This window comes from Aliterella atlantica CENA595, from assembly GCF_000952155.1.
GTDB lineage: Bacteria > Cyanobacteriota > Cyanobacteriia > Cyanobacteriales > Chroococcidiopsidaceae > Aliterella > Aliterella atlantica.
This window is the reverse complement of the sequence record NZ_JYON01000025.1, coordinates 12080-34244: the sequence shown is the minus strand read 5'-3', so window position 1 is coordinate 34244 and position 22165 is coordinate 12080. Positions and strand designations below refer to the sequence as shown.

The window sequence follows — 22165 nt, the reverse complement described above, 5'->3', positions numbered from 1 at the left end:
TAGGGAAGAAGAGAGAAAAACATCATGACCAAGGCGATCGCAGTGACAGGGACCAGAAGACTAGAGCGCGGACAGTATGCGCGGGTGATAGCTGAATTGCGACTCATTGATGCTGACTTATGGCATATAGGGGACGCGGACGGGGTAGATCGGCTGGCGCTGCTGACGGCACGAGCAAAAGCGGCAACCTATACACGGCACGAGAAAAACCCCGAACTACCGTATAGAGCGCAGGGGGCAGAACGAAGCACGAGAATGATTAAAGCTTTGGCGGCTACTGGTGGGACGCTACACGCTTGGGTAAACAAGCCTGCACCTACGGGGCTAAAACCTGGAAAATCGTGGGGCAAAGCGCAAGGATCGGGGACGTGGGGGACTGTGGCACTGGCGGTCGGGCATGGGCTTGAAGTGGTGCTGCACCCACTAACGGATGATGCGATCGCACCAGACTGGATAAAAAACGCCCAACGAAGTTTGCTGTAGTGGCGGTGGCGGCTGCGCCGCCACTCTTACTAATCTCGTGGTGGCGCAAAAGTTGGAAAAAACACGAATTTAGCTGCACCACACCAAAAAATCAGCTTGACAAAAGAGTGAGATACCTTTACCTCTCCTCTCTCTTTTCTTCTTCTTCTCTCTCCCAACTGAGCTTTTTTGCGCCCAAGAGTGCAGCGAAGCACAAGCGAAGCGTCCCGAAGGGTGTGCTATAGTCGCACGAAGCGCAAAAAAGCGAACCGAGCGATCAGCGAGACAATATGACCCTCACCTGGATCTAGCCGGACGCAGTGCAACGGAGTCGGGCGGCTGCTATCTCTTTAGGACCTAGCCGGACGGAGCGGAGCGCAGTCGGGCGGACAACGTAGACCAATGCCATCATTAGGAGCTATCTGGAGGCAATGCAATTGAGTAGTGCGATCGCAGGTCAACTCTTACGGTTAAGTCTTGTATCATTTAATTTCAGGAGATGCGACCCTTTTTGATATGTAGTAAATTCTGAAAATAATTTAAGCTAACAGTGGACAAGATTCAAACTTATAGCTGGTGGGGCAGTGGAAATAACGAGCCACCTGCCCTTTTAAAAACGAAGCGCCAAATACAAGAAATGGGCTTGCGTCCGGTGAAAGCTGTTGGAGTAATTCACTGCCGAGAATATGATTGCTTACTTTACGATCCTGAGTTACCTGAAAGTGCAGTTCCTAAACGTAAAGCAAGCCCGAAACAGTTAGAAGTTTTAGCTAAAAACCGTGAGAAGCAAAAACGTAAGTATGCTTATGAACATTGGTACAAGGAGGTTGGTTTTATCGAGCGCGATCGCGTTCGTGCTGTTAAATGGGCAAAAGAAATATTAGGTCGAGATAACTGGACAATATTAGACACAGAAACTACTGGACTAGGTGATGCAGAAATAATTGAAATAGCTATTATCGATCATCAAGCAAGAACTTTGCTGAACACATTGATTAAGCCTACTATCCCTATTCCTGTTGAAGCTACAGCAATTCATGGAATCAGCGATGAAATGGTGAAAGATGCCCTATCTTTTCCCGAAGTCTTCTCGCAAATACACAGCATATTAGAGGGCAAACAAGTATTAATTTACAATGTCAGCTTTGATATTTGTGTTTTGAGCTATTGCCGCAAGCTGCACGGGCTAGAGCCACCATTGGGCTTAAATGTGCGCTCAGAGTGCATCATGGAGTGGTATTCGCAGTGGTGCGGAGACTGGAGCCAGTATTGGAAAAACTATCGATGGCAGCCATTAGGTGGGGGTCATCGCGCGTTGGAAGATTGCAAAGCAGCTTTGGAACGCATTCAAGAGATGGCAGAAGACTCACCAGAAATTTTATATCCTCAAGGTATTTATCCTCCACCAAACTACGAATTGGAGAATTAAGAGCGGCTAACAAGATTAATTCCGAAAATAATTCAAATAGGAATAATAATTAAAAGCAGCGATAGTAAATTAGATATTTTGATTAAGCTTGCAATTACACAGGGTTTAGTGGAAACACCCCAATACACGGTTTAGCGAGTAAAACAATCGGGTGCGATAATTGGCTTAAAAGTGTCCATCAGTTCTGGGGGAACAAAGCCTAATGCGATCGCTTATAGCAGTGCGTTCCACACAGCCGCGCCTCGCATAAAATAGTCACTAACAAATTTTCCGTTTCTTTTGAATGCTTAATGCACATTATCAGCCGCCGAAGACTACTAGAATTTGCTGAAATTCATCCTGATGCATCTTTACCTTTAGATACTTGGTACAGAGTGGCAAAATCAGCACAATGGAGCAATATTAATGAAGTGCGCCAAGTCTATCCAAGCGCTGATGCTGCGGGAAATTTTACTATATTTAATATCAAAGGAAATAATTATCGCTTGATTGTAGACATTATCTACTCCACTCAAAGAATTTATATCAAGTACATTCTTACTCACGCTGATTACGATAAGGAGGCTTGGAAAAATGACCCGTACTATTAATTCTGATTCTTATGCTATTTTGCTTTCAAAATACCAACCTAAAGTAATCGAAACAGAGGCAGAGAATGAAGCTGCGATCGCTCTAGCTGAAGAGTTGGAACATAAGAGCGATCGCACTCCAGAAGAAGATACCTTATTAACACTACTGGTAACGCTGATTGAGAAATTTGAAGAGGAGCATTACCCGCTGCCCCAAGCAGATCCCTATTCAATACTGCTGCATTTGATGGAAGCTCAGAATACCAAGGATGAAGATTTGGTTGGAGTAATCAGTGCTGATCAAGATGTAGTCCGTGAAGTAGTCAACGGGAAAAGAGGTATCGATAAGAATTGGGCAAAGGCTCTAGGAGAGTTTTTTCATGTATCTCCAGCGTTGTTTAGTTAGTGCAGAGATATGATTACTAAATTCATGATTGATGAAACTCGCCTTGCAACTCGTGAGATGTATATGATGATGCACCCTGCGCGGGAGCCAGACTGTGAACTCAGAGAAGGTGATGTAATTGAGCTAGAGGAAGGCTTTTTCATATTGAATGATGACCTCAACCCTATGCAAATAGCAACCATAGAGCAGATCCAAAAAGCTAGACAGTCCCCTTAACTAATTAGCAAGAGGTTTCTAAGGATTAGGCGAGAATTTCCATCTACAGCAAGCGATCGCCTGCGAAAAACTCCGTGCAGGACGAGGCTTAAAAAAATATGCCTAATAAGCTCAAATGTGTTGAGCAGGTCTTGTTGCGGTTTTCTGCTTTGATGATTGTTATTACCCTACTTGTGGCACTGGTAGAAACGCACCTCTTCTAACTCTTTAGAATCCCGATTGACTATAAGATGTTTGCTTAATCCTAGATAAAACTACGGAGACACTGCGGCGAACGCTCAAGAATGGGTAAAAACACTGATGAAGGATTTACTTTAACGAGAGTATCCTTTACGCAACCTTTACATTTTTAAATACCGAATTTTTACTATTTATAATCTAACCCAATCTTCTAACCTAACTTTACTTGGAGAAGGGTATAGATAGGAACATTTCTCTTATTAACATACGAACTAAAGACTTTTGAATTGTCCGATTAATTAAATTAATTGATAGAAATTATATGGTAGGCAAAATATTTAGCAAAAAAATTACATCAAAATCTCGTGGCTCTGAACGTCAAGAGTTAAGTGTTCAAATACCTATTGCCCTAGCTATTGCTTTTGGACTGACAGCAATTGTTTATGGAGTTTTACTGCCTATACGAACTTCTTACCTTGGTGTTTTACTATACGACCGAGGATTTACTCAGCATCTTGTCATCTTCTTATCTTGGACTGTATTAGCGTTTGCTGCTCTGAAATTTATCAAGCTACAAAAAGAATTTCTAGCTATTAACCAAGACTGCATTCCTCAAAATGCTTCCTTAGAAAATCCTAATTCACAACAAGTTAATAAACTCCAGCAAAGTCTGTTGAGTACCAAAAATTTGCTAGCAGTTCGCTGTAGTAGAGTTTTGGCGGCATATATACACTCAGGTAATCGCAAAACAGCTACAGAATTAGCTCTTGATGATTCATCATTCTATGCATCTGTTTCTGAATCATCGTACTCCATACCGCGAATTTTTGTTTGGGCTATTCCCCTATTAGGATTTATAGGGACAGTGCTTGGAATTAGTAATGCTGTTAATGGTTTTTCCAGCTTTTTGTCAGAAGCAGCAGAAATTGAACAAATTAAACAAGGTATTAGTACAGTAACTACTGGTCTAGCAATTGGATTTGACACGACTCTTCTGGCTTTGTGTCTGAGCGTTTTGGTAATGATTCCTCTTGTTGTAATTGAACGCTTTGAGTCTCGTTTACTCCTGGCAATTGATATTTATATCAACGAAAAACTACTGCCACGACTAAGAGATAAGTCTAATAGTTTGGATGAAAAGGCTATTACCAAAGCTGTTACCCAAGCTCTCAACGAAAGTTTACCCGAACCTGAAGATTTAATTGAACCTGCCCACACTTACGCTAAACAAGCAGCAGCAGCTTTAGCTAAAGGCTTCCTTGCTGAAATAGGCAAAGTGCAAAATATCAACGCACAGCTAATTGAGCAACTAGGCGAAGTCAGTCAAACTGCCCTGAAAGATCGTCAAGATTTTGTAACTTTCTTTGAACAGCAGCAGCAAGCAAGTCAGACAGCGTTTACTAACTTAGTAAGTGAAATCAGAGCTAGCAATAGGCAATTATTGGATGAATTCAAAGCTGGTAATTCATCTGTAGCAATGGGCTTAACAGAACAAGCAGAGAAACTGTGCTATCAACTAGAGCAGGCAGCTAAAGCACTTGATAGTCGTGTTGTTGCCCTAGAAAAATCTGCTGTTCAGGTATTAGAGATAGTCAAACTACAGCAAAGCTTAGAGCAGACCGTTAATTCTTTGGAGCAGACAGCACAACTAGAACACGTCCTAGTCGGAGTAAGAGAAAATTTAGCTCAGATTAGTCCTGTTCTAGAGCAATTGAGCCGTCCGCGCCGGATCACCTTAGTAGAGCGAGATGAGCGGAGCCTTAATGGCTATGCATAGAAAATCTATCCGCCGACAAGCAATCGAATTAGAGTTGTTTCCGTTTCTATCAATTCTTGTTTGTACTATCGGTACATTAATTTTGTTAATTATTGTCGTCACCTCACAAATTTTGAGTAGCCAAAGACAAGTAACAATCATAGCTAGGAGCGAACACGGTCAAAATCAAACTAAGACTCCCCGCTACATAGAATGTCAGGGAAATGGCATCATTATTCACCCTAACCAGGAGTTGGTACTTAAAGAAGATATCGATTCGCCTAGTTCAGCATTAAGAAGATTGCTCGACGAGGTAAGTAGCCGCCGAAACCAAGAGTATTTGATTGTTGCTATCCGCCCTGATGGAATAGATGTTTTTGATAAAGTCAGAAGCCTAATTGAACGAGAAAATATTGATATTGGCTTTGAACCAATTGATGAAGGCTGGCAGTTGAAAATACAGAATTCATCACTTAGGAGTGCAAAATGAGAAGACGGCAAAATAGACAACATATTGCACCTACCCAAAATCTAGACTCTTTTTTGGATATCCTGACAAACACTGTAGGAGTGTTAATGTTTGTTAGCCTATTCGTTAGTCTTGTTGCTGTCCAATCCGCAACGATTGTGCGTACTCCTTTAGTTTCTACAACTCAAAAGACTCCCCAGTTTTTTGAAGTTCGAGGCAATAAAGTAGTGTATATCGATCGAGAAGCAGCTACAACTCAAGTAAACAAATTTACTGAATCCTTAGCAACTTGTGAAAAACCAATAGCACCGGATGAATTAAACAGTATAAGTTTGCAAGACTATACTTATCAACTACAGCGATATAAAGAATGTATAGAATATAAAGCAGAGCAAGTAAAAAGTTTTCGAGCGAAGACATCCCACTACGAAGTACAGATTGAACTAGAGCCTTTAGGATTAGTCTACAAACCTTTAGAAGAAACTGCTGGCGAATCTACCAAGGAGTTAATACTAGCAGATTCAGAATTTCAGCGTGTGATTAAAAAACTTGATCCCGAAAAAGATTATTTAGCTTTTATTGTTAGACCAGATAGCTTTGAAGCTTTCAGACGGACGAGAGAGTTAGCTTTAAAAGACGGGTTTAATGTTGGGTGGGAGCCTATGAATGCAACTACCCAAATTTCATTTAGTTCAGAGGGTAGAAAAGTTGGCGTACAGTAATTTATTCAAATAGATTCAGTACATTTCATCAAATAATTAATTGAAAGGTAGACAACTTTAGCGAGTCTATTGTATTGCCTTAAATAAAAGAAATACAGAATAACGAATTGACAATGTTAAGTTACTGAAGGAAAAATTTCGTGCAAAATGCGATCGCTCATAATTTTTTGGGAATAATAAGCTCGCACTTTTAATGATTTTATTAGTCAAATTTGTAAAGTCTTCGTATGAAAAAATTAATACCATTAATCGGTATCATGCTTCTTCTTACATCTTGCAATAGTACAAAAGTCCCTAATGTTGTAGGCGAAGAAGCTGGTTATGCTAGAGGAATTTTAAAGGGACAAGGCTTCGAGGTAGAGACTATAGAAAAAGTAGAAGAGGATGTTCAACCAGGACAAGTTTTAAGTCAACAACCAAGCGCTGAAGCTTCTACAAACAAAGGTAGTAAAATTAAACTAACTGTTGCTAAATCTCCTATTCACCAAATCAAAGGTAGTTTAACATTAGTGGACTCAGATATATCTGGCTCAGAGGATAATTGTTATGGAACTGGTGGTTATGATGATATTCAAGGAGGAATGTCAGTAACAATCCAAGATGGTAAAGGCAATATTCTAGCACTCGGACAGACTGGAAACGGTACGCAACCTTCAAGTGAATACTCAAGTGTTTTATGTGTCTTTGAATTTCAAGTAGACAATATACCCAAGTCTGACTTCTACAGTATTCAGGTAGGTCGTCGTGGACAGTTAAACTACTCCTATGAAGAAATGAAAAATAAAAATTGGGAGGTAAGCTTATCTTTAGGAAAGTGACTGCGTAACTCAAATATTACATAATTTCACGAATAAAAACCTAAAAAATCTAAGAGTATTGAAGCGGTCCATTAGGTTATTTAATGGAGATGAGTGTAAGTGCAATCGTGCTTGTAAAGGTTGCACTTACTTAAGCGCAACTAGCTCGATCTATTCAAGAGCAGTAGGAGTATCGCAAATCGAAGAAGATTCCGCTTCTAGACTATTTTCTAAGGACATCTCCATCCGCAGCAATGCGATTGGCGATCGCCCTCAATAGATCGCTTATTTCATCGCGCCCCATCGTACTAACTAGACCAACCATCGAACCCTGTAGATAATTGACATCTAATGCTGATGGCTTGCTAAGTAACCTCTGAATTAGCTCAGTTTTTTCCTCTGTAGGCAAGTTTTCAACTAGAAGCAGAATTTCATCCAAAGTAAATATTAAATTGTTATTTAAAATCACGATGTAGCTCTTATCTAAAATCTGAATAAAACAATCGTAATGTTACTGACAACTTGTTGTTAACCGAAATTTTACGGGTTTATTCTTGGTTAAAATAGCTTTTTCACTAAGATTTCTTAAGAAGTTTGAATAAATATTTCTGAATTGCATTTAATAAATTTTATTGCTGCTCTCGATTAAATTCTGTACTTAATTAATTATAAATATTTAAGGATTGATGCAAGGAAGCGGCATACTGAAAGCGCTTGCCGATACGCTACCAAAGCAACAAATGTTTAAGCAACTTCATCTGCTGCTTTTCCTTTAACTGAATTAGTTATAGCTACAAAGCTCTAGCAGACAATTATTTACTAGACCGCAATCTGCTCTGTTGACCGAAATCCATTTGCATTCAACTGGCTAGTTTGGGGGGACACGCGCCTAGCGATCGCAGTAAGCAAACTTCCTAACTGCACATCGTCCATTGACTGGACAAAAGTATCGATATCTGCTTCTTCAACACTCTTCCCTGCCAGCAAAAGGTAGAAACAAGATTTTGAACCTGGAGCTAACTCATCCATCCTACTGATAATGTCTTCAAGGGTAGTATGCGATACAGCCCCTCCCTTGCCATTTCTAAATTGTGAGATGTGAGCCGCACTGACATTAGCAAGACGCGATAAATCTTTGGCACTAATACCGTATCTCCTCAAGGTTTTGTCAAATGCTTCGTGGATTAACATTAAGGTTTCTTGCGCTAGTAATTAACTAATGGTAAACTTGCTTTATTATAGGTGAATCATTAGCGCGATTCACGAAATTATCATAACTCCACACTTGACGAGGAAACATCAATCTAACAGACCATTAAGCAGGCTAGCTCTCTAAGACAAAGAACGTATCAAGCTACGAGTTATCTACCTATACTCTAGCAAAATTACCCGATTTTACATCGAGAAAATTACGTATAAAGGAGAATTTCTTAATTCTTATCAAGACAGAGGACGCTTGGGACTTTCTCAAGTCAATGGTCGGAATAAGGCAATTACAACTAAGCACCGCGTACCAGTCTTAAACCGCTCAATAAAAATTTGCCCCAACCTGCTGACAACAAGTACGGGGCATTCACAGAAATATCAATTCTTAACCAATTATGACACATTTAAAGGCAAAGAATCAGCGAAAGTTTTACGCATCGCTCTATGGTTCGGTATCCAAGCTGAAGAAATTACCAAGTATCGGAACAGCTTGCCTAAGCCTTAATTTAAGTTACTGCGAGGAGTTAATGTAATGACTCTCCTCAAACGTAAGACACACAAACCTCAAGCCGTTGAAACTATAACTGAGCCAGAACAAGGCTTTGCTCAGGTTGCTTTTGCCGACATTGATATCGCCATAGATAGCAAGTTGACCGCAGCAGAGTGGCGGCTGTGGCTTTATTTAGAAAAAGTCAAACCTTCCAAACATACATCAAAGGAGTTAGCTAAACGGCTTGGGACAAGTCCATGCACTATTGAAAAAGCGATAGATCGCCTTGCAGAGCTTGGGTTGTGCGAACCGCCTAATAGAATACAGCACACATACATAGAAAAAGCTGTACGCGATCGCCTCCACGCACAACTAGGGGGGCTGGTAGAGGTTGCCACGCCAGCCGGAAGAATCGATCTGCTAACAAACAGCGAAATCACCGAAGTAAAAGCTATCAAAGATTGGAAAGCTGCATTAGGTCAAATCCTAGTTTACTCAAGCTTCTATCCACAACACCAAAAACGATTGCACTTGTTTGGAACTGCTAGAGAGCTAGAGGCATTGGTGAACATTGAGGCAGCAATTATTAGTTTCGGAATTAGGGTTACGGGTGAGGAGGTGGTGTGATGCAGAAGACACGCAACATTGGGCGACCAGTAGGTTTTGGGGAGAAAGAAATGGAAGGCTACTTCATGATTTCTAATCAGGATGCAGCTATAGCAATCGTCAATAAGTTGTCTGGAACTCAACTTAGGCTTTGGCTTTATCTAATGATGGTAGACAGTTTCGCTGACACAACTGCGGACGGAGAGAAGGTTTACCACGAAATTCCTAGCCCTGCTGAAATAGCACTCAAAATTGGAGCTAATGCAGAAACAGTCGAGAAAGATATGCGCGTGTTAAGAAAACACGGTCTTTATGATTACCGCGTTACTGCTTGGGGAGGTCACAACCATTCTGCTGCCAACGCTCGTAGAGAATCAGACAGATTAAGACAGCAAAAGAAAAGCCATCAAACTCAGCCCTCGGCAGGCGGGGGACTAAATAATCCCTCTAAAAGACTAAATAATCCCCAGCAAGGGTTAAATAATCCCTCAGAAAGATTATTTAATCCGTCTGAGGGATTAAATAATCCCTCAAAAAACTTAGAACCATTGCCAGATAAAGCTTCCAGCGCTCCTCAGACTATTAAGACTTATTCAGACTTTATACAGACTCTCTCAGAAGGCGAGAGAGAGAAATTTTTGAATTTTGCTTTACAGAAATGCAAAGCACTTCCCAAACTGCCAGAACTGCCTTTGAAATGGATCGAGGCACACTGGCAAGAATTGTACGCACAGTTCAAGTCCACACCGGAAGCTGCGGCGGCAGAAGTTGCCAGCACAGATTGGACGCAGCACCCTGACTGGTATGACTGGCTAGCAGAAATGCGCGAAGGTGTGCCTCGGTTTGTAGCGCTGGGAAAATGCTTCAACAACAAAACGCGCCGAGCGATCGCAGACTGGGCTGACGAACGTGGGTTGATTTGGGGGACTGAATCATGAATATCAAAAAGCTGCCCCGCAACCCGCTACGACCTGAGAAAGAGCCAGGTATAGAAACAGCAATTTGGCAGCCTACCTGGACGTGCTTCTGCTGCCACGATACCGGAATCATTCACCAACATTTAGCAACTTTAGCAATTGATGGGTATGAGCATAACCGCGATAAATTACCCAGATGTATCAATCCTGGCTGCAAAGCAGGTAGCGACTGGGATACTGAAGCCTTAGCTGATTCCATCGACTACCGAATAAGTGCAGTGATTTGTCAACAGCTAGATGCGATCGCACGAGAAGACTGGAGACAGACAGCACGTACCCAGCAGATTAATATTCAGGCTTTGGCTCAAGAAAAGAGTTTGAGAAAGCGCGATCGCACAGCTTCAGAACAATTGGAAGCGCAACAAAGACATTGGGAGGCTAGCAACGCCGATCCTGTCAAGTTAAAAGCGTTGGCACAGAAATATTTAGGGGCGGACTACACAAAGGATGGTCCATTATGACTACAAAGAAAAAGCGGTGCGTTCCTCTTAGTGCGATTAAACCACTAGATATAGAGTCAAGTTCTCAACACCACGCTAAAAGTTCTAGGGGATTCATAGAAAGTTCTAGGGGATTTGCTGTAGGCGATCGCGTAGGGAATAAATGGCACTTCGGCACAATTGAGAGTTTTGATGCAAATAACGTAACTATTGCCTGGGACACAGGTAATTGCGATCGCATAAGACATCCAACATCAACCTTTTTTGCCGCATGGCAAGTTTATCAGGACCTTGAAAAATGCTCGTACAACTTGACCTCTGTAGCGGGGTCGGCGCAGGTTTTCCCCTTGCCTCACTTATTACAGGAGGCTTTGAACTCGTCGGACTGTGTGAATGGGATGAATACTGCCGCGACATCCTCGCCAAACGGTTTAAGGTCGAAGTCCTCAATGACATTAAGAACTGTGACTGGGGAAGTTGGCAACAAGAGCAAAATGTCGGTATCGACATTATTACCGCTTCGCCTCCCTGTCAGCCCTTTAGTCTTCAAGGAAAACGCAAAGGAGCAGGCGACGAGCGGAACTGTTTCGGCGCAGTCCTTAAAGCGCTCTCAATTCTTCAGCCCAAATTCTTCGCCATTGAAAATGTCCCAGGACTCCTCACCTGTCCCTACTTCCCTGGCGACCCTATTGGGTCATATTTCAGCAATCTTCTCTGGTCATTACAGTCGTGCGGGTATGATGCACAATGGCTTTGTGTCGGTAGCGGACACTTTGGAGCGCCCTTTATTAGAGAACGGTTACTGCTGGTTGGAGTCTCCCAACGCCTTAAGCTCGACTGGGAAAGCGCGACCCCCTGGACAGAGCAGGTTAGAAGCACAGTTGAAGAAACTAGGGGTTTTAGAGAAGCGAGAGGTATTAAATCCCCAATTTATAGAGAAAACCTACAATCTGCCGTTGGATTGGACGAATCCCCAGGAATTAAGAGCGGCAATGGAATTATTAGAGCAAGACGCGCTGCCCTCGGCAATTGTCTTGACCCCAGAGTTGCAAGCATCGCCCTCCGCCGCGTCCTATACCTCAATTCCCTCTGTAAATAATTACAGTCCGTTAGTTCTAGGGGAAGCCAACTCATACGCACCCTTAATTCCCCTAGAACCAAACTCTGACGAAAAGGAGTGTAACAAAAAAGTTCTAGGGGATTCTAATTACTTAGAGTCCGTAATTCCCCTAGAACTGAAACAAGAGCCAAATCTAGTTCTAGGGGATAACCAAAATAATCCATTTCCCCTAGAACCAGAACAAAAGCGATCGCTAGTTTTGGAGGAAGGTAATTCATACGCATCCGTAATTCCCCTAGAACCAGAAGAGGGGCGATCGCTAGTTCTAGGGGATAAACAAAGTAATCCGTTTCCCCTAGAACCAAAACCACCGACCAAGAGAAAAGCTAGCGGTTGGCTAGAGCGTTATACCAAAAGCAAGAAGCTCAAAAGTGGAGCGATCGCAACCTACCCCCGCGTCGAAGGCGATCGCAATCCAGAAAATAATGAGCATTGGTATTTCGCTTATCGCTGGGAAGAAAAGCGAGATACTGCAAAATCTGACAATGGCTATGTCACTTGCGCCGTGAGTTTACCCAAAAACAAGGTGGAAGCTGTGCAACTTGCGATCGCTCGTCGGTGGTCGCAAGAGCAAATTTTGAGTTTTATCCAAGGGGCGCAAAGCAACGATAAGACGGTTTCTTAAATCTCTACAAGTTTACCTGGGACATAAAAACCTTCAGCATACGGTTTGTTTCACAGGCATCTGGATAAACTAAAGTGCGTCTCAGTATATTTACTTTTAAAAAATACAACCATTTTTGGTTTGCATGTATCTTGACTCTACTCCTATCACCCGATTTAACGTCCCATCGACTTGAAATATGAATATTCGGTAAAGCAAAAGTTTAGTTGTATCTAGGTTGAGTTCATTATTTCTACATTTTAATATTTGGTATTTACACCGAGGTAATTTGTATTAGCGAAAGTCATTCTATAAGCATAAGACCTTATTAATTAGGTCTAAGAAAGTTGCAAAAAGAAATAAATCCTTATGCTTACAAAAGTAGCATTAGCTCTGCTTAGTTGCCTTGTGTCTATGGGCTGTGCCGTTCATAGCGAATCGAAACAATCATTAAAAATAGTCGATGTAGAGCAAAATAAAAATTTACAGGTAACTGGGATTTCTTCGACAAAAAATCAGCAACAATTGATAAATTCTGAGCCACTGCCAGCTACCCAATCTGAGGCAGAAAGTAGTCAATTCTTATCTATAAAACCGCTTTCTTCTAAACAGTGGCAACCTAGCGAGGAGGTATTAGAAAAAGTAAAGCAGAAAAACTATAACTCTGAGGCACAACTAACTGCAACAGTTAACACAGATAACTACTTAACTCTTAAGCCAACAGGAAGAACAAACGCGCTTGGTAATCCGCTTTATCAACTTCGTCTCTACGCTAACGGGCAACTAATTGGTACTTATACTACCGTTAGCGGACGGGCATATACTCAAAATCGAAATCGCAATAGAGCAGGGACAGAAGCGCCTTTGCCAGATGGGAACTACAAAATTTCTAAAACAACTATTCCTGGCACTATTGCAGAAGCTGGAGAACGTTTCTTACCTATACAACCTCTATTTCGGACTGGTCGTTCAGCACTAGGCATTCACTATGACCCTTCCTTTGAAAAAGACAATGGCGAGGACGGGACATCGGGGTGCGTTGCACTGACCAACAAACAGGATCTTAATCAGGTGTTGAACTACGTTCGCACTTATCAACCCAAATATCTCAAAGTCAATATTCAGTAATTAATGTATCTACTTACTTAACTTACATACAAGGATAAAACCATGCTTAAAACTTCAAGGCTTAAAACTTTAATGGCTTGCACACTAATTCTAGGTGCAGCGTCACCTGTTACAGCACAGGTAGGACCAGGGTTAGGAAGAACGGACACAGTATCGAGTTATAGAACAGAAAACTACGCTAATGTCTGTACTCGTAATTCAAATGGTCGTCTATCTCTAAGAACTGGTCCAGGACAGCAATATAAAAAGGTTAAAGAGATTGCTAACGGGAATGTGGTGGGTTTGGTTGGTGGACAGTATAGCTCTGATGGTTTCTACTGGTGGAAAGTTTTACATAATGGAAATCAAGGTTGGGTGAGAGCCGATTTTGTCTGTGGAGATCCTCAATAAAATACCAAATAGCAACTTGCTCTTGCCAACAACTTTTAACCCAAATTAAGGTTCTTGTCACCTGTTTTCACCAAAAGCTGACAAGAACCTTTAATTATGTAGAAGCTGGATGAGACAACGATTGTAAGCAGATATAAATTGTTGTTAAATCCATACAATAAACTATCAAAAATACTGAAGTGAAAGTTAGCTTTGGAAATAAACTTAGTGGTTGACGCTAAAGCACGGTTAAAATGCCTAAAGCTGGTTTTGAATTATTTTCAACTTTGAGACAAAATATCGTTTCCCCTAGAACTTTTAATAAAGCGATCGCACCATTCCTAATATTATTAGTCGGACAAGTAAGCGCATTTACACCTGTAGCTTATTCGCAACCCGTAAATCCAATTAGCCAAAATGATGCTAAGTGCGCCGCTCAAATGAGGCTTTTACTCAAAGCTAGTGAGGGATTGCTTTACCCAAGTGAATCTGATTACCCGTTTACCTACTTCTCCTTCTCCAATACCTCAAAGTTGCCTAAGCCTCAACGATTTCTGCAACTGATACGCCAAACCGGACAACCTATCGAACAAGTGAGCTTTGACGATCTGTTCAACAGATTAACAAGAATTGAACCAGGCATGGATGAGCAGCAGATAAAAGCCGCGAAGCGTTATCGGGTTCTAGAGAAAGTCTTTAGAGCTACATTTAGGGATTTGACTGTTTATCGTGTTGGCACGATTCAAGTTCAGCTTTACATCACAGGTGTCAACGCTTGCGGTGTTAGCGGTCTGCAAACCATATCAATTGAAACTTGATTATTAGGTAAATATGGCAGTAACAATTTCTGAAAGTCAGTTCAAACAAATCAAAACTGCTCTTGCTAATGTTTATGGTTATTTGGATGAACTAGCTGACTCCAAGCAGGAGGCAGCAGAGCATTTAGCTCAAGTAGAAGAAGCACTTTTTACCTTGCAAGCAGTAGAAATTGATGCTGGATATTCTGAAGCAGTTACCGAAGGAGTAATCAAAACTCCAGGAGGTAGTTGGATTGTTTGAACAAGCCGTTAATGCTTGACATAAATACGATTCAGGAATCCAAAAGTGGCAGTAAGTTTATTTGATATCCGAAAGACCAGCAGATGAATGAGGAAGTAGATAGGTAAAGATTGCTTGCCGCCGCCAAACTTTACCATTCGGTTTTGGCTTGTGCTACAAAATTAGAGCCTTTAACCACAAATTATTTTAGTCTTGCAATTATATGAATAAGACCTCCACAGGGCTTCGCTCAATTGTTGTTAAATACCTGCTATTAGTCGTAGTAACTTTTATCGTTGTGCAAATCGCTACCAATGTACCTGCTTTGTCTGCAAGCAAGCGTTTAGAAACCCGTTGCGGCTGGTATGTCAACCCGACTCCTGCCAATGCTTGGTTATTTGATCGGCATGGTAGGTGGACTATCGGTTTACAAGGTGGATATCAAGCTGAAGGTAGCCGACCTGATTTCACTCCGCAGCAATGGGTAGAAACAAATCAGCACTATGGTTACGGGTGCGCCTGTATGAGAGTTAGGGTCAATCATCAAACTCGCAAAATACTAGAGATCAAAAGTGCCTATGCAAAGCCATTGAAGGCTTGTCGTCAGGATCGTTCGCTGAAAGAACCAATATAGCAGGCATACTCATTTTTATCTTGTGCGATCACCTCTAGCCCAAAAACTTTACCCTGTATAACTCAAACAATTCTCCTGAATGCCGCGAAACTATCTTGGCATTAGACACTTTAAGCGCTTTGCTACTTGCGCGATTATCTCTTGGGCGCTGTCTACGGCATCTGGACGGCTGAGTGAAGCAAAATCACTATCTTGAAACATCGAATCCTGCTTTCTAGTTATAAAACTGCTCCTTAAAATGTTTTCGTCAATTTTCAGCGTACACCTTATACTCCGTTCAATATTTTGTACTTGGGTAGGATTACTTTGCTACCTGAAGTGGGTGCTGAATGCCTGAGTGTTACTACGAGTGTTTTTTTTAAAGGGGTTTAAAGTTCCGTGATATTTCCCTGAGAGATACACAGAACATTGATTAAGCTTCATCTAGCTGATGGAGTTTAGGGAATCTTCTTTAATGATTGTGGTGTTTATTGTATGGCAGTATTAGAACGATTATTTCAGACGGTTTTATATCAAATCGTGGTTAAGAGTGGTGAAGAACAGCCTCTATTACAAATGGCGAATTCGGCATTCTAGAGTGGTTTCCGTTGATCGAGCAACTAAGTGTAGCAACTATCAAGACAACTTGCAGTAAAAGGGACAGGTGTAACCTTTCCTAAAAGAAAAAGAACATAATAATTGAAAAAGATGAAACATCTAATTGAATCTCTGCTCAGAAAACCCCTATTATCGATCTTTGTAGTTGGTCTAAACTTTACTCTTTCTACTACGATAACTCCTGAAAACACTAAAGCTGCTGAAACATTTTTGATAACCCAAGGAGTGTCTTGTAATGTAACTAACATTCAAACAGGTCAATTAGCTCTCCGGTTCTCTCCCAATGGTAAATCAAAATCTGGTCTTAATAATGGGAACACTGTGGAAGTGCTTAGATATGGCTCTGGAGTTTGGAGTTACGTGCGCGTAATAAATGGTCCAAACAATTGAGTAAATGGTTTAGAAGGTTGGGTTAATTCAAACTACTTAGCTTGTAGTGAAATTTATGGCTCTGGTAATTTTGAAAATGTTATTGTATTCGCCCCACCTTCAAAAGTTCGGGCATCTCCTAATGGCAGAGTCAAATGTACAATTACTAATCGTCAATTAATAAAAGTTTATCCAGAACCTCAAGATAGTTGGTATTCTACAACCGCTTGCGGCGGGGGCTGGATTCATGAAAGTCAAATCCGCTTTTAGTCAGTCCTCAAAACATAGGGGGTGATCGCGCTCTCGGCTTAAGATTTAATCAATCCAAAAGCGATCGACAACCCCGTAGCATAACTGCTTTATAAAAGTAAATCTTCAGTAAATTCTCTAGAAAAAATATTTGTAACCTTTTCCCTATTTTTAACTAATAAACAAGATAAAAATCATGAGGCATTTTCTCTTAGGCACTACATTCTTTACTCTTTTATTTACCCAGTCAATAGCTTCTACGGGCGCTCAATCTATTGCTGATATTTCAGGTGAGGATGTCGTGGCTACTGCTGGTCTAGGCAATAATGAAGCAAAAATTGTAACCTTAACTCCTCGATGGTGGAATTGCCGTCAATCTCCTTCACCTGACAAATGTACTCGCGAAAATCAAGGAACCATCAAGACCACTTATACAGTTAACTGCGCTGCAAAATCTGTACACTTCAGCAATGAGGTTGGATCTGGCATTCATGACGTTGTTCCTGGTGAGATTGCTAATTACAACTTTCACTCCATTGGTATATATGACTATGCCTGTGGAACTAACTACTCTGAAGGATGGACAACCATAACTATTAAGAAAAGGTAATAAAAATAATTTATATCAAGTTATTATGGGCAAAAACAATGAGAAGTGTTGAAGACTACTTATTTCATTTAACAAGTGTAGAAACTCTTTCAAATCAGGTCTTAAATCACTACACAGTAAGTCACGAAGGACGAGAAATATGTATTGTTGTTGAACATTCAAGAAATGCTAAAATTATTTCAGCATTGGCATCAGGAAAAGATATCGAATCTGTCGGTAGAAACAAAGAAGAAGCGCTTAAAAAGTTTTTGTCGGGAATACAAGCAAATGTTATAGAACAGGAAATAGCCCCTGGTATAACTGAGAGAACGATCCTTAACAATGACCAAGCTAACTCAACCAAAAACGCAATCTACTGTTTTATTTCTGTTGTAGGGTTGATGTTGCTATTTACTGGACAAGTAAGTTTATTAGTAATTCTAGTTTTTATCACTTGGCTATTCGTTGTTAGCAACCCATAAACTTGCATCATACAGTTTTTCTAACTCATTGAGAGTTAAGAGTGATGGATGGGCATTATAAAAGTGACCAATAAATTATTTACTATGCATAAACTAATAACTACTGGCTTAATTGCTTTGGATACAATAATGCTTTTAGTTTTGCCATTACAGACTCAAGAAGTAAAAGCAAACTCTAGTTGCACTGCGACTGTCTCGGCTGCTCAAAACCGTATTGAGACACGTCGCAATGTTAGAGTTATAACCCGTATTTCTGATGTTTCAGAACTTTATCCTGATCATCCTACCGCTCGTCCGCATGAATATGAGCTTTTACTAGAGGGAGCAGCATCAGAGTCAATAATGAACTCACCTAAATTCATAAAATCAATTGCAGCGAAGATCATCACTAACTGTAATTCTGTAGGTTCAGTTACATTTGGCGTAAACCAAACAGGTTGGAGTTACTCAGTGGGCTTAATCCAAGGGAAAGTTCAGTTCTTTGAATGTTTGGATTACGATGGAAGTGACAGAAAACTAAATTGGGGAGAGCAATACTGTAGTTTGTAAAATCATTGACTCTTACCTCGAAATAAACACAATTTGCAAAAATAGATTACTGCACTTTCCCTGAAATGCACACTGGTATTTTCTGTAGGCAATTGCCCTTCTGTTAACACAGAGGGGATACGGCTGTATAGGTGATCGCGTCCTCAAATTGAGATGCAATCAATTCAAAAATTATTAATAACCCCACACTCTAACTGCTTTATAAAAGTAAGTCTTCAGTAAATTCTCTAGGAAAAATATTCGTCTTTTTACCTAGCTGCTGGTTTTCTCGGTTATCATTCAAGGGTTAGAAGAAATATTATATAGCTTGTGGTGTATAAACTTTAAAAGTCTGCAAATTTTAAATACATTAAGTTGAAACATTTTGTAGATTAATTTTAAATAAATTCGATGATGTTCAGATGCAAAAAAAGAATTTAAAACCTGTTTTTATAGTATCCGGTGCTTTTCTCTCTCTCGGTATTTTTAGTTCTGTTTTTAGTAATCTTTCTCAGGAGTCACCAGAACAAGTTGTTCAAAAAAAATGTGCAGAAGTTGCCCAGGTTACTGATGTAGTTCCAGTGAATTCTCCTGTTACTGTTTTTGTGGACGGCAAAGGTTATACCTGTCAATAATCATAAAAATTTATTAGTGAATTAACCGCAAGCTAACAAACTTGTTCATGAAATTGTTCTAAAACTGAGCTAAATCAAGAAAAGTTTGTAGTTACTTTAGACTTATCTATTCGACGATAACAGTTGGGCAATCGCGGTGATTGATCGCGGAGTAAATACTTAACGCAGTTTAAAAAATAGACTAATAACCCCAAATATTATTTTAGGGAAAGCAAATGGTTTCAGTCAAACGTCAAGCTAGCACCATAGGTCTATTAATTCCTACTCTTTTACAAGGGGATGTAGAAGGATGGCGGAATACTGGATGGGCTGGTGTTACTCCAACCACAGAAGAACTTTTAAGGTACTGGTTTGAGGAAGAAAGAGAAGGACCACAATTTCATTCCTGTCAACAACAGGCAATTGAAACGATCATTTACTGTCACGAGATTTTAGGTGTTCAAAACCCTTATCAGCTTTACCAAGAATTTGCACCAGGAGAGCCTCGAATTGCTGAATTAGCGAGGTCAAAGGTGTTACAGGACGAGCTAAATCCTATTACCTTTCCTAAGTATTGTTTGAAAATGGCGACGGGTAGCGGTAAGACTTGGGTGCTAAATGCTCTACTGGTGTGGCATTATTTTAATGCGCTTAATAATGAAATTCTTAGGGATGGAAATGGCAACCCCTCACCCCTCTCTTTCACGCAACGTTTTTTAATCGTTACTCCTGGCGCGATAGTACAGAAGCGAATCTTAGATTCTGTCAAGTTAGGTGGCAATGCAGATATAAACAAACCTTTATTTATGCCTCCTGGTGCAAGGTGGCGCGACCGCTTTTACTATGAGCTATACGAACCCAGCGATTTTAGAGAAAATCTTACTCTCACCGATGAACCATTCCTAGTAGTAACTAATTGGCAGCAGTTCCGGTTTGATAAAAGTGAGCCAAGTCTATGGGAAGAATGGGTAGGTGAATGTGAGGAAGTCCCTAAAGCGGAAATCATTGCAGACTTACTGACTGAATATCCCGATATCTGCGTCTTGAACGATGAAGCTCATCACGTCCATGCAGATAAGCGCCCTAATCCCAAAACTGGACAAAATGAGGAATTGATTTGGCGCAGGTTTATGACGTTTTTGCACCAGCAACAGCTAGAGCTTCATGGGTCAGCCGATCATCGAGTATTTAAGCAAATTGATTTTAGTGCAACTCCTTTCTACGGTAGCGGCGATAAGAAAGACTACTTTCCTCACATTGTCTACGATTACGACCTAAGCAAAGCTTCATCCGATATGCTAGTTAAGCAGCTATTCCTAGAGCAGCGCCAGGGAGTCAATTTAGAAGATTTAGACTTTAGAGCAGTGCGAGAGCCAGCCCAAGGAAGAAGGCGAGGTAACATAACAGGTTTATCTCCTGGTCAGAAGGTCATGCTGGAGATTGGCAAGTCCAAGCTAGAGCAATTGACAGAGGAATTTAAAGCTCAAGGTATCAACCGCAAGCCTGTAATGCTAGTGCTAGCAGAAGAAACTGAGGTTGCTGATTTAGTAGGAGAACACTTTAACTCTTTAGCTGACATTCAGGGAAATTATTATGACAGCGATCGCGTTGCCGTTTATCATTCCCAGCTTAAAGAGCCTGGTAAAACATCAGCCTCCCAAAAGTTGGTTGATGCGACATCAGCAAAGTTGGAGAAGATTGACGATGATAATGACCCTCTTCAAGTGGTTGTCTCTGTTCTATCAGTACGAGAAGGGTTTGACCGTACTAATATCTGCGTGATTGTCATGCTTAGGGCAAGTGAAGCCGATCTGCTACTGGAGCAAATCGTAGGGCGTGGGCTGCGGTTAATGTTTCCTGCATATAAACCAGAGTACGAGCAGATTCAAGACTTAAAGTGGGAAGCACGACAACAGTTGCTTAACCGAGAAGCTCCTGGTAATGCCTTTGACTGCTTGTTTTTAGTCGAACATCCCAAGTTTAAAGACTTCTACGAAAATTACCTTAGAGAACAAGGCTATGCGATCGCTTCAGGCGATAGCTCAGGCAAAAAAGCCACTGGTGACTTAGTTCATGTCGATGCCGATGTTAACCGAACTGCCAAATACAATATCAGTTGGGCAGTACAAATCTATGACCAAGCACCTATTCCTAACCTCAATGAGATTGACATAGATTCTCTAGATAGTTATCCAGTACAAAGTTTTAACTTCCTCAAGCAAATATCAGGGAAAACAACTATTACTGATGTCCACGTTGAGACTGAGACTAAGGCTAAAACTTGGGAACTGGAGAACGAATACTTTGACTACTTTTACCTATTGCAAAGGGTAGCTCGTACAGTTACTCAGTCCAAGAAGACTACTCACCTCAGTAGTTTGATTTCTGAAATAGCTGCACTGACTGATGAATATATTAGCCGCCGCTTATTGCGAGAGGAAATTGATTTTACTGACCCAGATAATTACAAAGTTTTTCAAGGGCTTGGCGGTCAACGGGTGATTGATTTTGTGTGCGATCGGATTCGGGCTGCGATCGCTAAAGCAAGTGATGACTTGCAATACCAACCAGGGGCAGTGTGGCGTAGTTTGGCTGATGTTCCACGTCTGTTGATGCGCCAGAAGAATATGGTGACAGTGCAGAGGTGCATTTACCCATACCAAGCAGTGCAGTCAGAAAAGGGAGGATTTGAACGTCAGGTAATCTCCAAGCTGTTGAATCCTTCTCCTGAAGTGTTGGCATTTGCCAAGTTGGATCGCAAACATGACCTTGCGATCGCATGGCGGGATGACAGAGGTATTCAACGCAAGTATGAACCAGATTTCGTAGTCAAGACTGCCCAGAAGATGTTTCTGTTTGAAACTAAGGGCGATCATTTAATCACTGATTCCAGTACGGCACTGAAGGCTAAAGCTGCTATGGCATGGTGCAAGTCAGCTTCTAAAGTGTCACCACCACAAGGAATTAGTCAGCCTCAAGAGTGGGAATACATCATCTTGAAACAGAGCGTATTTGATGCTAATGAAGGAGCTTCATTCAATGCTTTGTTACCCATTATGCGACAAGAAACAGCAATGTTAACTGCTGATTTATACGGTGAATTAGGTTTACAGGTGTAA

General features: G+C 41.0%; 28 protein-coding genes. 25 read left to right on the top strand and 3 right to left on the bottom strand.

The annotated features are described in order from the left end of the window. The first annotated feature begins 24 nt into the window (after positions 1-24). The 9 genes from UH38_RS19060 (at position 25) to UH38_RS24960 (ending at position 7027) form a co-directional block, all read left to right on the top strand. Positions 25-483 (top strand): hypothetical protein, encoded by a 459-nt coding sequence (locus UH38_RS19060; RefSeq protein ID WP_045056266.1) that lies wholly within the window; start codon positions 25-27, stop codon positions 481-483. Positions 484-1012: 529 nt separating this feature from the next. Beyond that, a complete protein-coding gene (locus UH38_RS24965) occupies positions 1013-1891 on the top strand; it encodes a 3'-5' exonuclease (RefSeq protein ID WP_052672458.1) in 879 nt (292 codons plus the stop codon). A gap of 290 nt (positions 1892-2181) precedes the next feature. Continuing rightward, a complete protein-coding gene (locus UH38_RS19050) occupies positions 2182-2481 on the top strand; it encodes a type II toxin-antitoxin system HigB family toxin (protein WP_045056265.1) in 300 nt (99 codons plus the stop codon). Next, positions 2465-2866, top strand: coding sequence for a helix-turn-helix domain-containing protein (locus tag UH38_RS19045; RefSeq protein ID WP_045056264.1), 402 nt, complete (start codon positions 2465-2467; stop codon positions 2864-2866). Before UH38_RS19050 ends, UH38_RS19045 begins: the two co-directional genes overlap by 17 nt. Positions 2867-2875: 9 nt before the next feature. Further along, complete coding sequence (locus UH38_RS19040) at positions 2876-3082, top strand: hypothetical protein (protein ID WP_045056263.1); 207 nt, start codon at positions 2876-2878, stop codon at positions 3080-3082. A gap of 502 nt (positions 3083-3584) precedes the next feature. Further along, positions 3585-5039 (top strand): MotA/TolQ/ExbB proton channel family protein, encoded by a 1455-nt coding sequence (locus UH38_RS19035; protein ID WP_045056262.1) that lies wholly within the window; start codon positions 3585-3587, stop codon positions 5037-5039. Then, positions 5032-5508, top strand: a complete 477-nt coding sequence (locus UH38_RS19030; protein WP_045056327.1) for a hypothetical protein — start codon at positions 5032-5034, stop codon at positions 5506-5508. Before UH38_RS19035 ends, UH38_RS19030 begins: the two co-directional genes overlap by 8 nt. Beyond that, positions 5505-6209, top strand: a complete 705-nt coding sequence (locus UH38_RS19025; RefSeq protein WP_045056261.1) for a hypothetical protein — start codon at positions 5505-5507, stop codon at positions 6207-6209. The genes UH38_RS19030 and UH38_RS19025 overlap by 4 nt, the downstream gene beginning before the upstream one ends. A gap of 227 nt (positions 6210-6436) precedes the next feature. Further along, complete coding sequence (locus UH38_RS24960) at positions 6437-7027, top strand: PASTA domain-containing protein (protein WP_052672457.1); 591 nt, start codon at positions 6437-6439, stop codon at positions 7025-7027. A gap of 202 nt (positions 7028-7229) precedes the next feature. Here UH38_RS24960 and UH38_RS19015 read toward each other — a convergent pair whose 3' ends face one another. Together UH38_RS19015 and UH38_RS24955 are read right to left on the bottom strand one after the other, a co-directional pair. Then, entirely contained in the window at positions 7230-7475 is a 246-nt protein-coding gene (locus UH38_RS19015) for a hypothetical protein (RefSeq protein ID WP_045056260.1), read from the bottom strand. Between the two features lie 350 nt (positions 7476-7825). After that, a complete protein-coding gene (locus UH38_RS24955) occupies positions 7826-8197 on the bottom strand; it encodes a helix-turn-helix domain-containing protein (protein WP_052672456.1) in 372 nt (123 codons plus the stop codon). Between the two features lie 265 nt (positions 8198-8462). On the opposite strand from UH38_RS24955, the gene UH38_RS26370 reads away from it, so the two are divergent. From UH38_RS26370 to UH38_RS18995, 4 genes are read left to right on the top strand one after another with little or no spacing between them, the layout of a single operon-like run. Further along, the gene (locus UH38_RS26370; RefSeq protein ID WP_144405716.1) at positions 8463-8717 is read left to right on the top strand and encodes a hypothetical protein; all 255 of its coding nucleotides are present in this window, start codon (positions 8463-8465) and stop codon (positions 8715-8717) included. A 27-nt stretch (positions 8718-8744) separates the two neighbouring features. Continuing rightward, positions 8745-9329, top strand: coding sequence for a MarR family transcriptional regulator (locus tag UH38_RS24950; RefSeq protein ID WP_052672455.1), 585 nt, complete (start codon positions 8745-8747; stop codon positions 9327-9329). Beyond that, the gene (locus UH38_RS19000; protein ID WP_045056259.1) at positions 9329-10246 is read left to right on the top strand and encodes a hypothetical protein; all 918 of its coding nucleotides are present in this window, start codon (positions 9329-9331) and stop codon (positions 10244-10246) included. The genes UH38_RS24950 and UH38_RS19000 overlap by 1 nt, the downstream gene beginning before the upstream one ends. After that, positions 10243-10746 carry a hypothetical protein gene (locus tag UH38_RS18995; RefSeq protein ID WP_052672454.1) on the top strand — a complete coding sequence of 168 codons (504 nt, stop codon included), beginning with the start codon at positions 10243-10245 and terminating at the stop codon, positions 10744-10746. The genes UH38_RS19000 and UH38_RS18995 overlap by 4 nt, the downstream gene beginning before the upstream one ends. A gap of 56 nt (positions 10747-10802) precedes the next feature. On the opposite strand, the gene UH38_RS28310 is transcribed toward UH38_RS18995, so the two are convergent. After that, positions 10803-10973 carry a hypothetical protein gene (locus UH38_RS28310; RefSeq protein WP_160295995.1) on the bottom strand — a complete coding sequence of 57 codons (171 nt, stop codon included), beginning with the start codon at positions 10971-10973 and terminating at the stop codon, positions 10803-10805. Between the two features lie 50 nt (positions 10974-11023). Here UH38_RS28310 and UH38_RS28305 point away from each other — a divergent pair, with 50 nt between their 5' ends. The 12 genes from UH38_RS28305 to UH38_RS27385 all read left to right on the top strand — a co-directional run bounded on the left by UH38_RS28305 (position 11024) and on the right by UH38_RS27385 (position 22165). Continuing rightward, on the top strand, positions 11024-11824 hold the full coding sequence (locus UH38_RS28305) for a DNA cytosine methyltransferase (RefSeq protein WP_072044952.1): 801 nt from the start codon (positions 11024-11026) through the stop codon (positions 11822-11824). After that, the gene (locus UH38_RS28300; protein ID WP_200892518.1) at positions 11718-12470 is read left to right on the top strand and encodes a hypothetical protein; all 753 of its coding nucleotides are present in this window, start codon (positions 11718-11720) and stop codon (positions 12468-12470) included. Before UH38_RS28305 ends, UH38_RS28300 begins: the two co-directional genes overlap by 107 nt. A 348-nt stretch (positions 12471-12818) precedes the next feature. Continuing rightward, positions 12819-13577: a L,D-transpeptidase gene (locus UH38_RS18985; RefSeq protein ID WP_045056258.1), complete on the top strand. Its 759-nt coding sequence runs from the start codon at positions 12819-12821 to the stop codon at positions 13575-13577. 42 nt (positions 13578-13619) lie between these two features. Beyond that, positions 13620-13967, top strand: a complete 348-nt coding sequence (locus UH38_RS25555) for an SH3 domain-containing protein (RefSeq protein WP_045056257.1) — start codon at positions 13620-13622, stop codon at positions 13965-13967. Positions 13968-14200: 233 nt separating this feature from the next. Then, on the top strand, positions 14201-14764 hold the full coding sequence (locus tag UH38_RS18975; RefSeq protein ID WP_045056256.1) for a nuclease A inhibitor family protein: 564 nt from the start codon (positions 14201-14203) through the stop codon (positions 14762-14764). A 13-nt stretch (positions 14765-14777) separates the two neighbouring features. Continuing rightward, positions 14778-15005, top strand: a complete 228-nt coding sequence (locus UH38_RS18970; RefSeq protein ID WP_045056255.1) for a hypothetical protein — start codon at positions 14778-14780, stop codon at positions 15003-15005. A 202-nt stretch (positions 15006-15207) separates the two neighbouring features. Beyond that, positions 15208-15618 carry a DUF4087 domain-containing protein gene (locus UH38_RS18965; RefSeq protein ID WP_063124294.1) on the top strand — a complete coding sequence of 137 codons (411 nt, stop codon included), beginning with the start codon at positions 15208-15210 and terminating at the stop codon, positions 15616-15618. A gap of 1411 nt (positions 15619-17029) precedes the next feature. After that, positions 17030-17443, top strand: a complete 414-nt coding sequence (locus tag UH38_RS18955; protein WP_045056254.1) for a hypothetical protein — start codon at positions 17030-17032, stop codon at positions 17441-17443. A 38-nt stretch (positions 17444-17481) separates the two neighbouring features. Continuing rightward, the gene (locus UH38_RS18950) at positions 17482-17904 is read left to right on the top strand and encodes a hypothetical protein (protein ID WP_045056253.1); all 423 of its coding nucleotides are present in this window, start codon (positions 17482-17484) and stop codon (positions 17902-17904) included. A 48-nt stretch (positions 17905-17952) separates the two neighbouring features. Beyond that, a complete protein-coding gene (locus tag UH38_RS18945; protein ID WP_045056252.1) occupies positions 17953-18453 on the top strand; it encodes a hypothetical protein in 501 nt (166 codons plus the stop codon). Between the two features lie 401 nt (positions 18454-18854). Beyond that, positions 18855-19067, top strand: a complete 213-nt coding sequence (locus UH38_RS18940; RefSeq protein WP_045056251.1) for a hypothetical protein — start codon at positions 18855-18857, stop codon at positions 19065-19067. A gap of 215 nt (positions 19068-19282) precedes the next feature. Next, positions 19283-22165, top strand: a complete 2883-nt coding sequence (locus UH38_RS27385) for a DEAD/DEAH box helicase family protein (protein ID WP_200892517.1) — start codon at positions 19283-19285, stop codon at positions 22163-22165.

What these genes read in the sequence shown, in the direction of transcription:
- UH38_RS19050 (WP_045056265.1), top strand. Translation starts at nt 2,182, where the DNA reads ATGCACATTATCAGCCGCCGAAGACTACTAGAATTTGCTGAAATTCAT.
- UH38_RS18985 (WP_045056258.1), top strand. Translation starts at nt 12,819, where the DNA reads ATGCTTACAAAAGTAGCATTAGCTCTGCTTAGTTGCCTTGTGTCTATG.
- UH38_RS24955 (WP_052672456.1), bottom strand. Translation starts at nt 8,197, where the DNA reads ATGTTAATCCACGAAGCATTTGACAAAACCTTGAGGAGATACGGTATT.
- UH38_RS19045 (WP_045056264.1), top strand. Translation starts at nt 2,465, where the DNA reads ATGACCCGTACTATTAATTCTGATTCTTATGCTATTTTGCTTTCAAAA.
- UH38_RS18950 (WP_045056253.1), top strand. Translation starts at nt 17,482, where the DNA reads ATGAGAAGTGTTGAAGACTACTTATTTCATTTAACAAGTGTAGAAACT.
- UH38_RS27385 (WP_200892517.1), top strand. Translation starts at nt 19,283, where the DNA reads ATGGTTTCAGTCAAACGTCAAGCTAGCACCATAGGTCTATTAATTCCT.
- UH38_RS19025 (WP_045056261.1), top strand. Translation starts at nt 5,505, where the DNA reads ATGAGAAGACGGCAAAATAGACAACATATTGCACCTACCCAAAATCTA.
- UH38_RS19035 (WP_045056262.1), top strand. Translation starts at nt 3,585, where the DNA reads ATGGTAGGCAAAATATTTAGCAAAAAAATTACATCAAAATCTCGTGGC.
- UH38_RS19000 (WP_045056259.1), top strand. Translation starts at nt 9,329, where the DNA reads ATGCAGAAGACACGCAACATTGGGCGACCAGTAGGTTTTGGGGAGAAA.
- UH38_RS18955 (WP_045056254.1), top strand. Translation starts at nt 17,030, where the DNA reads ATGAGGCATTTTCTCTTAGGCACTACATTCTTTACTCTTTTATTTACC.
- UH38_RS18970 (WP_045056255.1), top strand. Translation starts at nt 14,778, where the DNA reads ATGGCAGTAACAATTTCTGAAAGTCAGTTCAAACAAATCAAAACTGCT.
- UH38_RS28310 (WP_160295995.1), bottom strand. Translation starts at nt 10,973, where the DNA reads ATGTCTTATGCGATCGCAATTACCTGTGTCCCAGGCAATAGTTACGTT.
- UH38_RS18945 (WP_045056252.1), top strand. Translation starts at nt 17,953, where the DNA reads ATGGGCATTATAAAAGTGACCAATAAATTATTTACTATGCATAAACTA.
- UH38_RS18965 (WP_063124294.1), top strand. Translation starts at nt 15,208, where the DNA reads ATGAATAAGACCTCCACAGGGCTTCGCTCAATTGTTGTTAAATACCTG.
- UH38_RS18975 (WP_045056256.1), top strand. Translation starts at nt 14,201, where the DNA reads ATGCCTAAAGCTGGTTTTGAATTATTTTCAACTTTGAGACAAAATATC.
- UH38_RS18940 (WP_045056251.1), top strand. Translation starts at nt 18,855, where the DNA reads ATGCAAAAAAAGAATTTAAAACCTGTTTTTATAGTATCCGGTGCTTTT.
- UH38_RS18995 (WP_052672454.1), top strand. Translation starts at nt 10,243, where the DNA reads ATGAATATCAAAAAGCTGCCCCGCAACCCGCTACGACCTGAGAAAGAG.
- UH38_RS24950 (WP_052672455.1), top strand. Translation starts at nt 8,745, where the DNA reads ATGACTCTCCTCAAACGTAAGACACACAAACCTCAAGCCGTTGAAACT.
- UH38_RS24960 (WP_052672457.1), top strand. Translation starts at nt 6,437, where the DNA reads ATGAAAAAATTAATACCATTAATCGGTATCATGCTTCTTCTTACATCT.
- UH38_RS28300 (WP_200892518.1), top strand. Translation starts at nt 11,718, where the DNA reads ATGGAATTATTAGAGCAAGACGCGCTGCCCTCGGCAATTGTCTTGACC.
- UH38_RS28305 (WP_072044952.1), top strand. Translation starts at nt 11,024, where the DNA reads ATGCTCGTACAACTTGACCTCTGTAGCGGGGTCGGCGCAGGTTTTCCC.
- UH38_RS19060 (WP_045056266.1), top strand. Translation starts at nt 25, where the DNA reads ATGACCAAGGCGATCGCAGTGACAGGGACCAGAAGACTAGAGCGCGGA.
- UH38_RS19030 (WP_045056327.1), top strand. Translation starts at nt 5,032, where the DNA reads ATGCATAGAAAATCTATCCGCCGACAAGCAATCGAATTAGAGTTGTTT.
- UH38_RS25555 (WP_045056257.1), top strand. Translation starts at nt 13,620, where the DNA reads ATGCTTAAAACTTCAAGGCTTAAAACTTTAATGGCTTGCACACTAATT.
- UH38_RS19040 (WP_045056263.1), top strand. Translation starts at nt 2,876, where the DNA reads ATGATTACTAAATTCATGATTGATGAAACTCGCCTTGCAACTCGTGAG.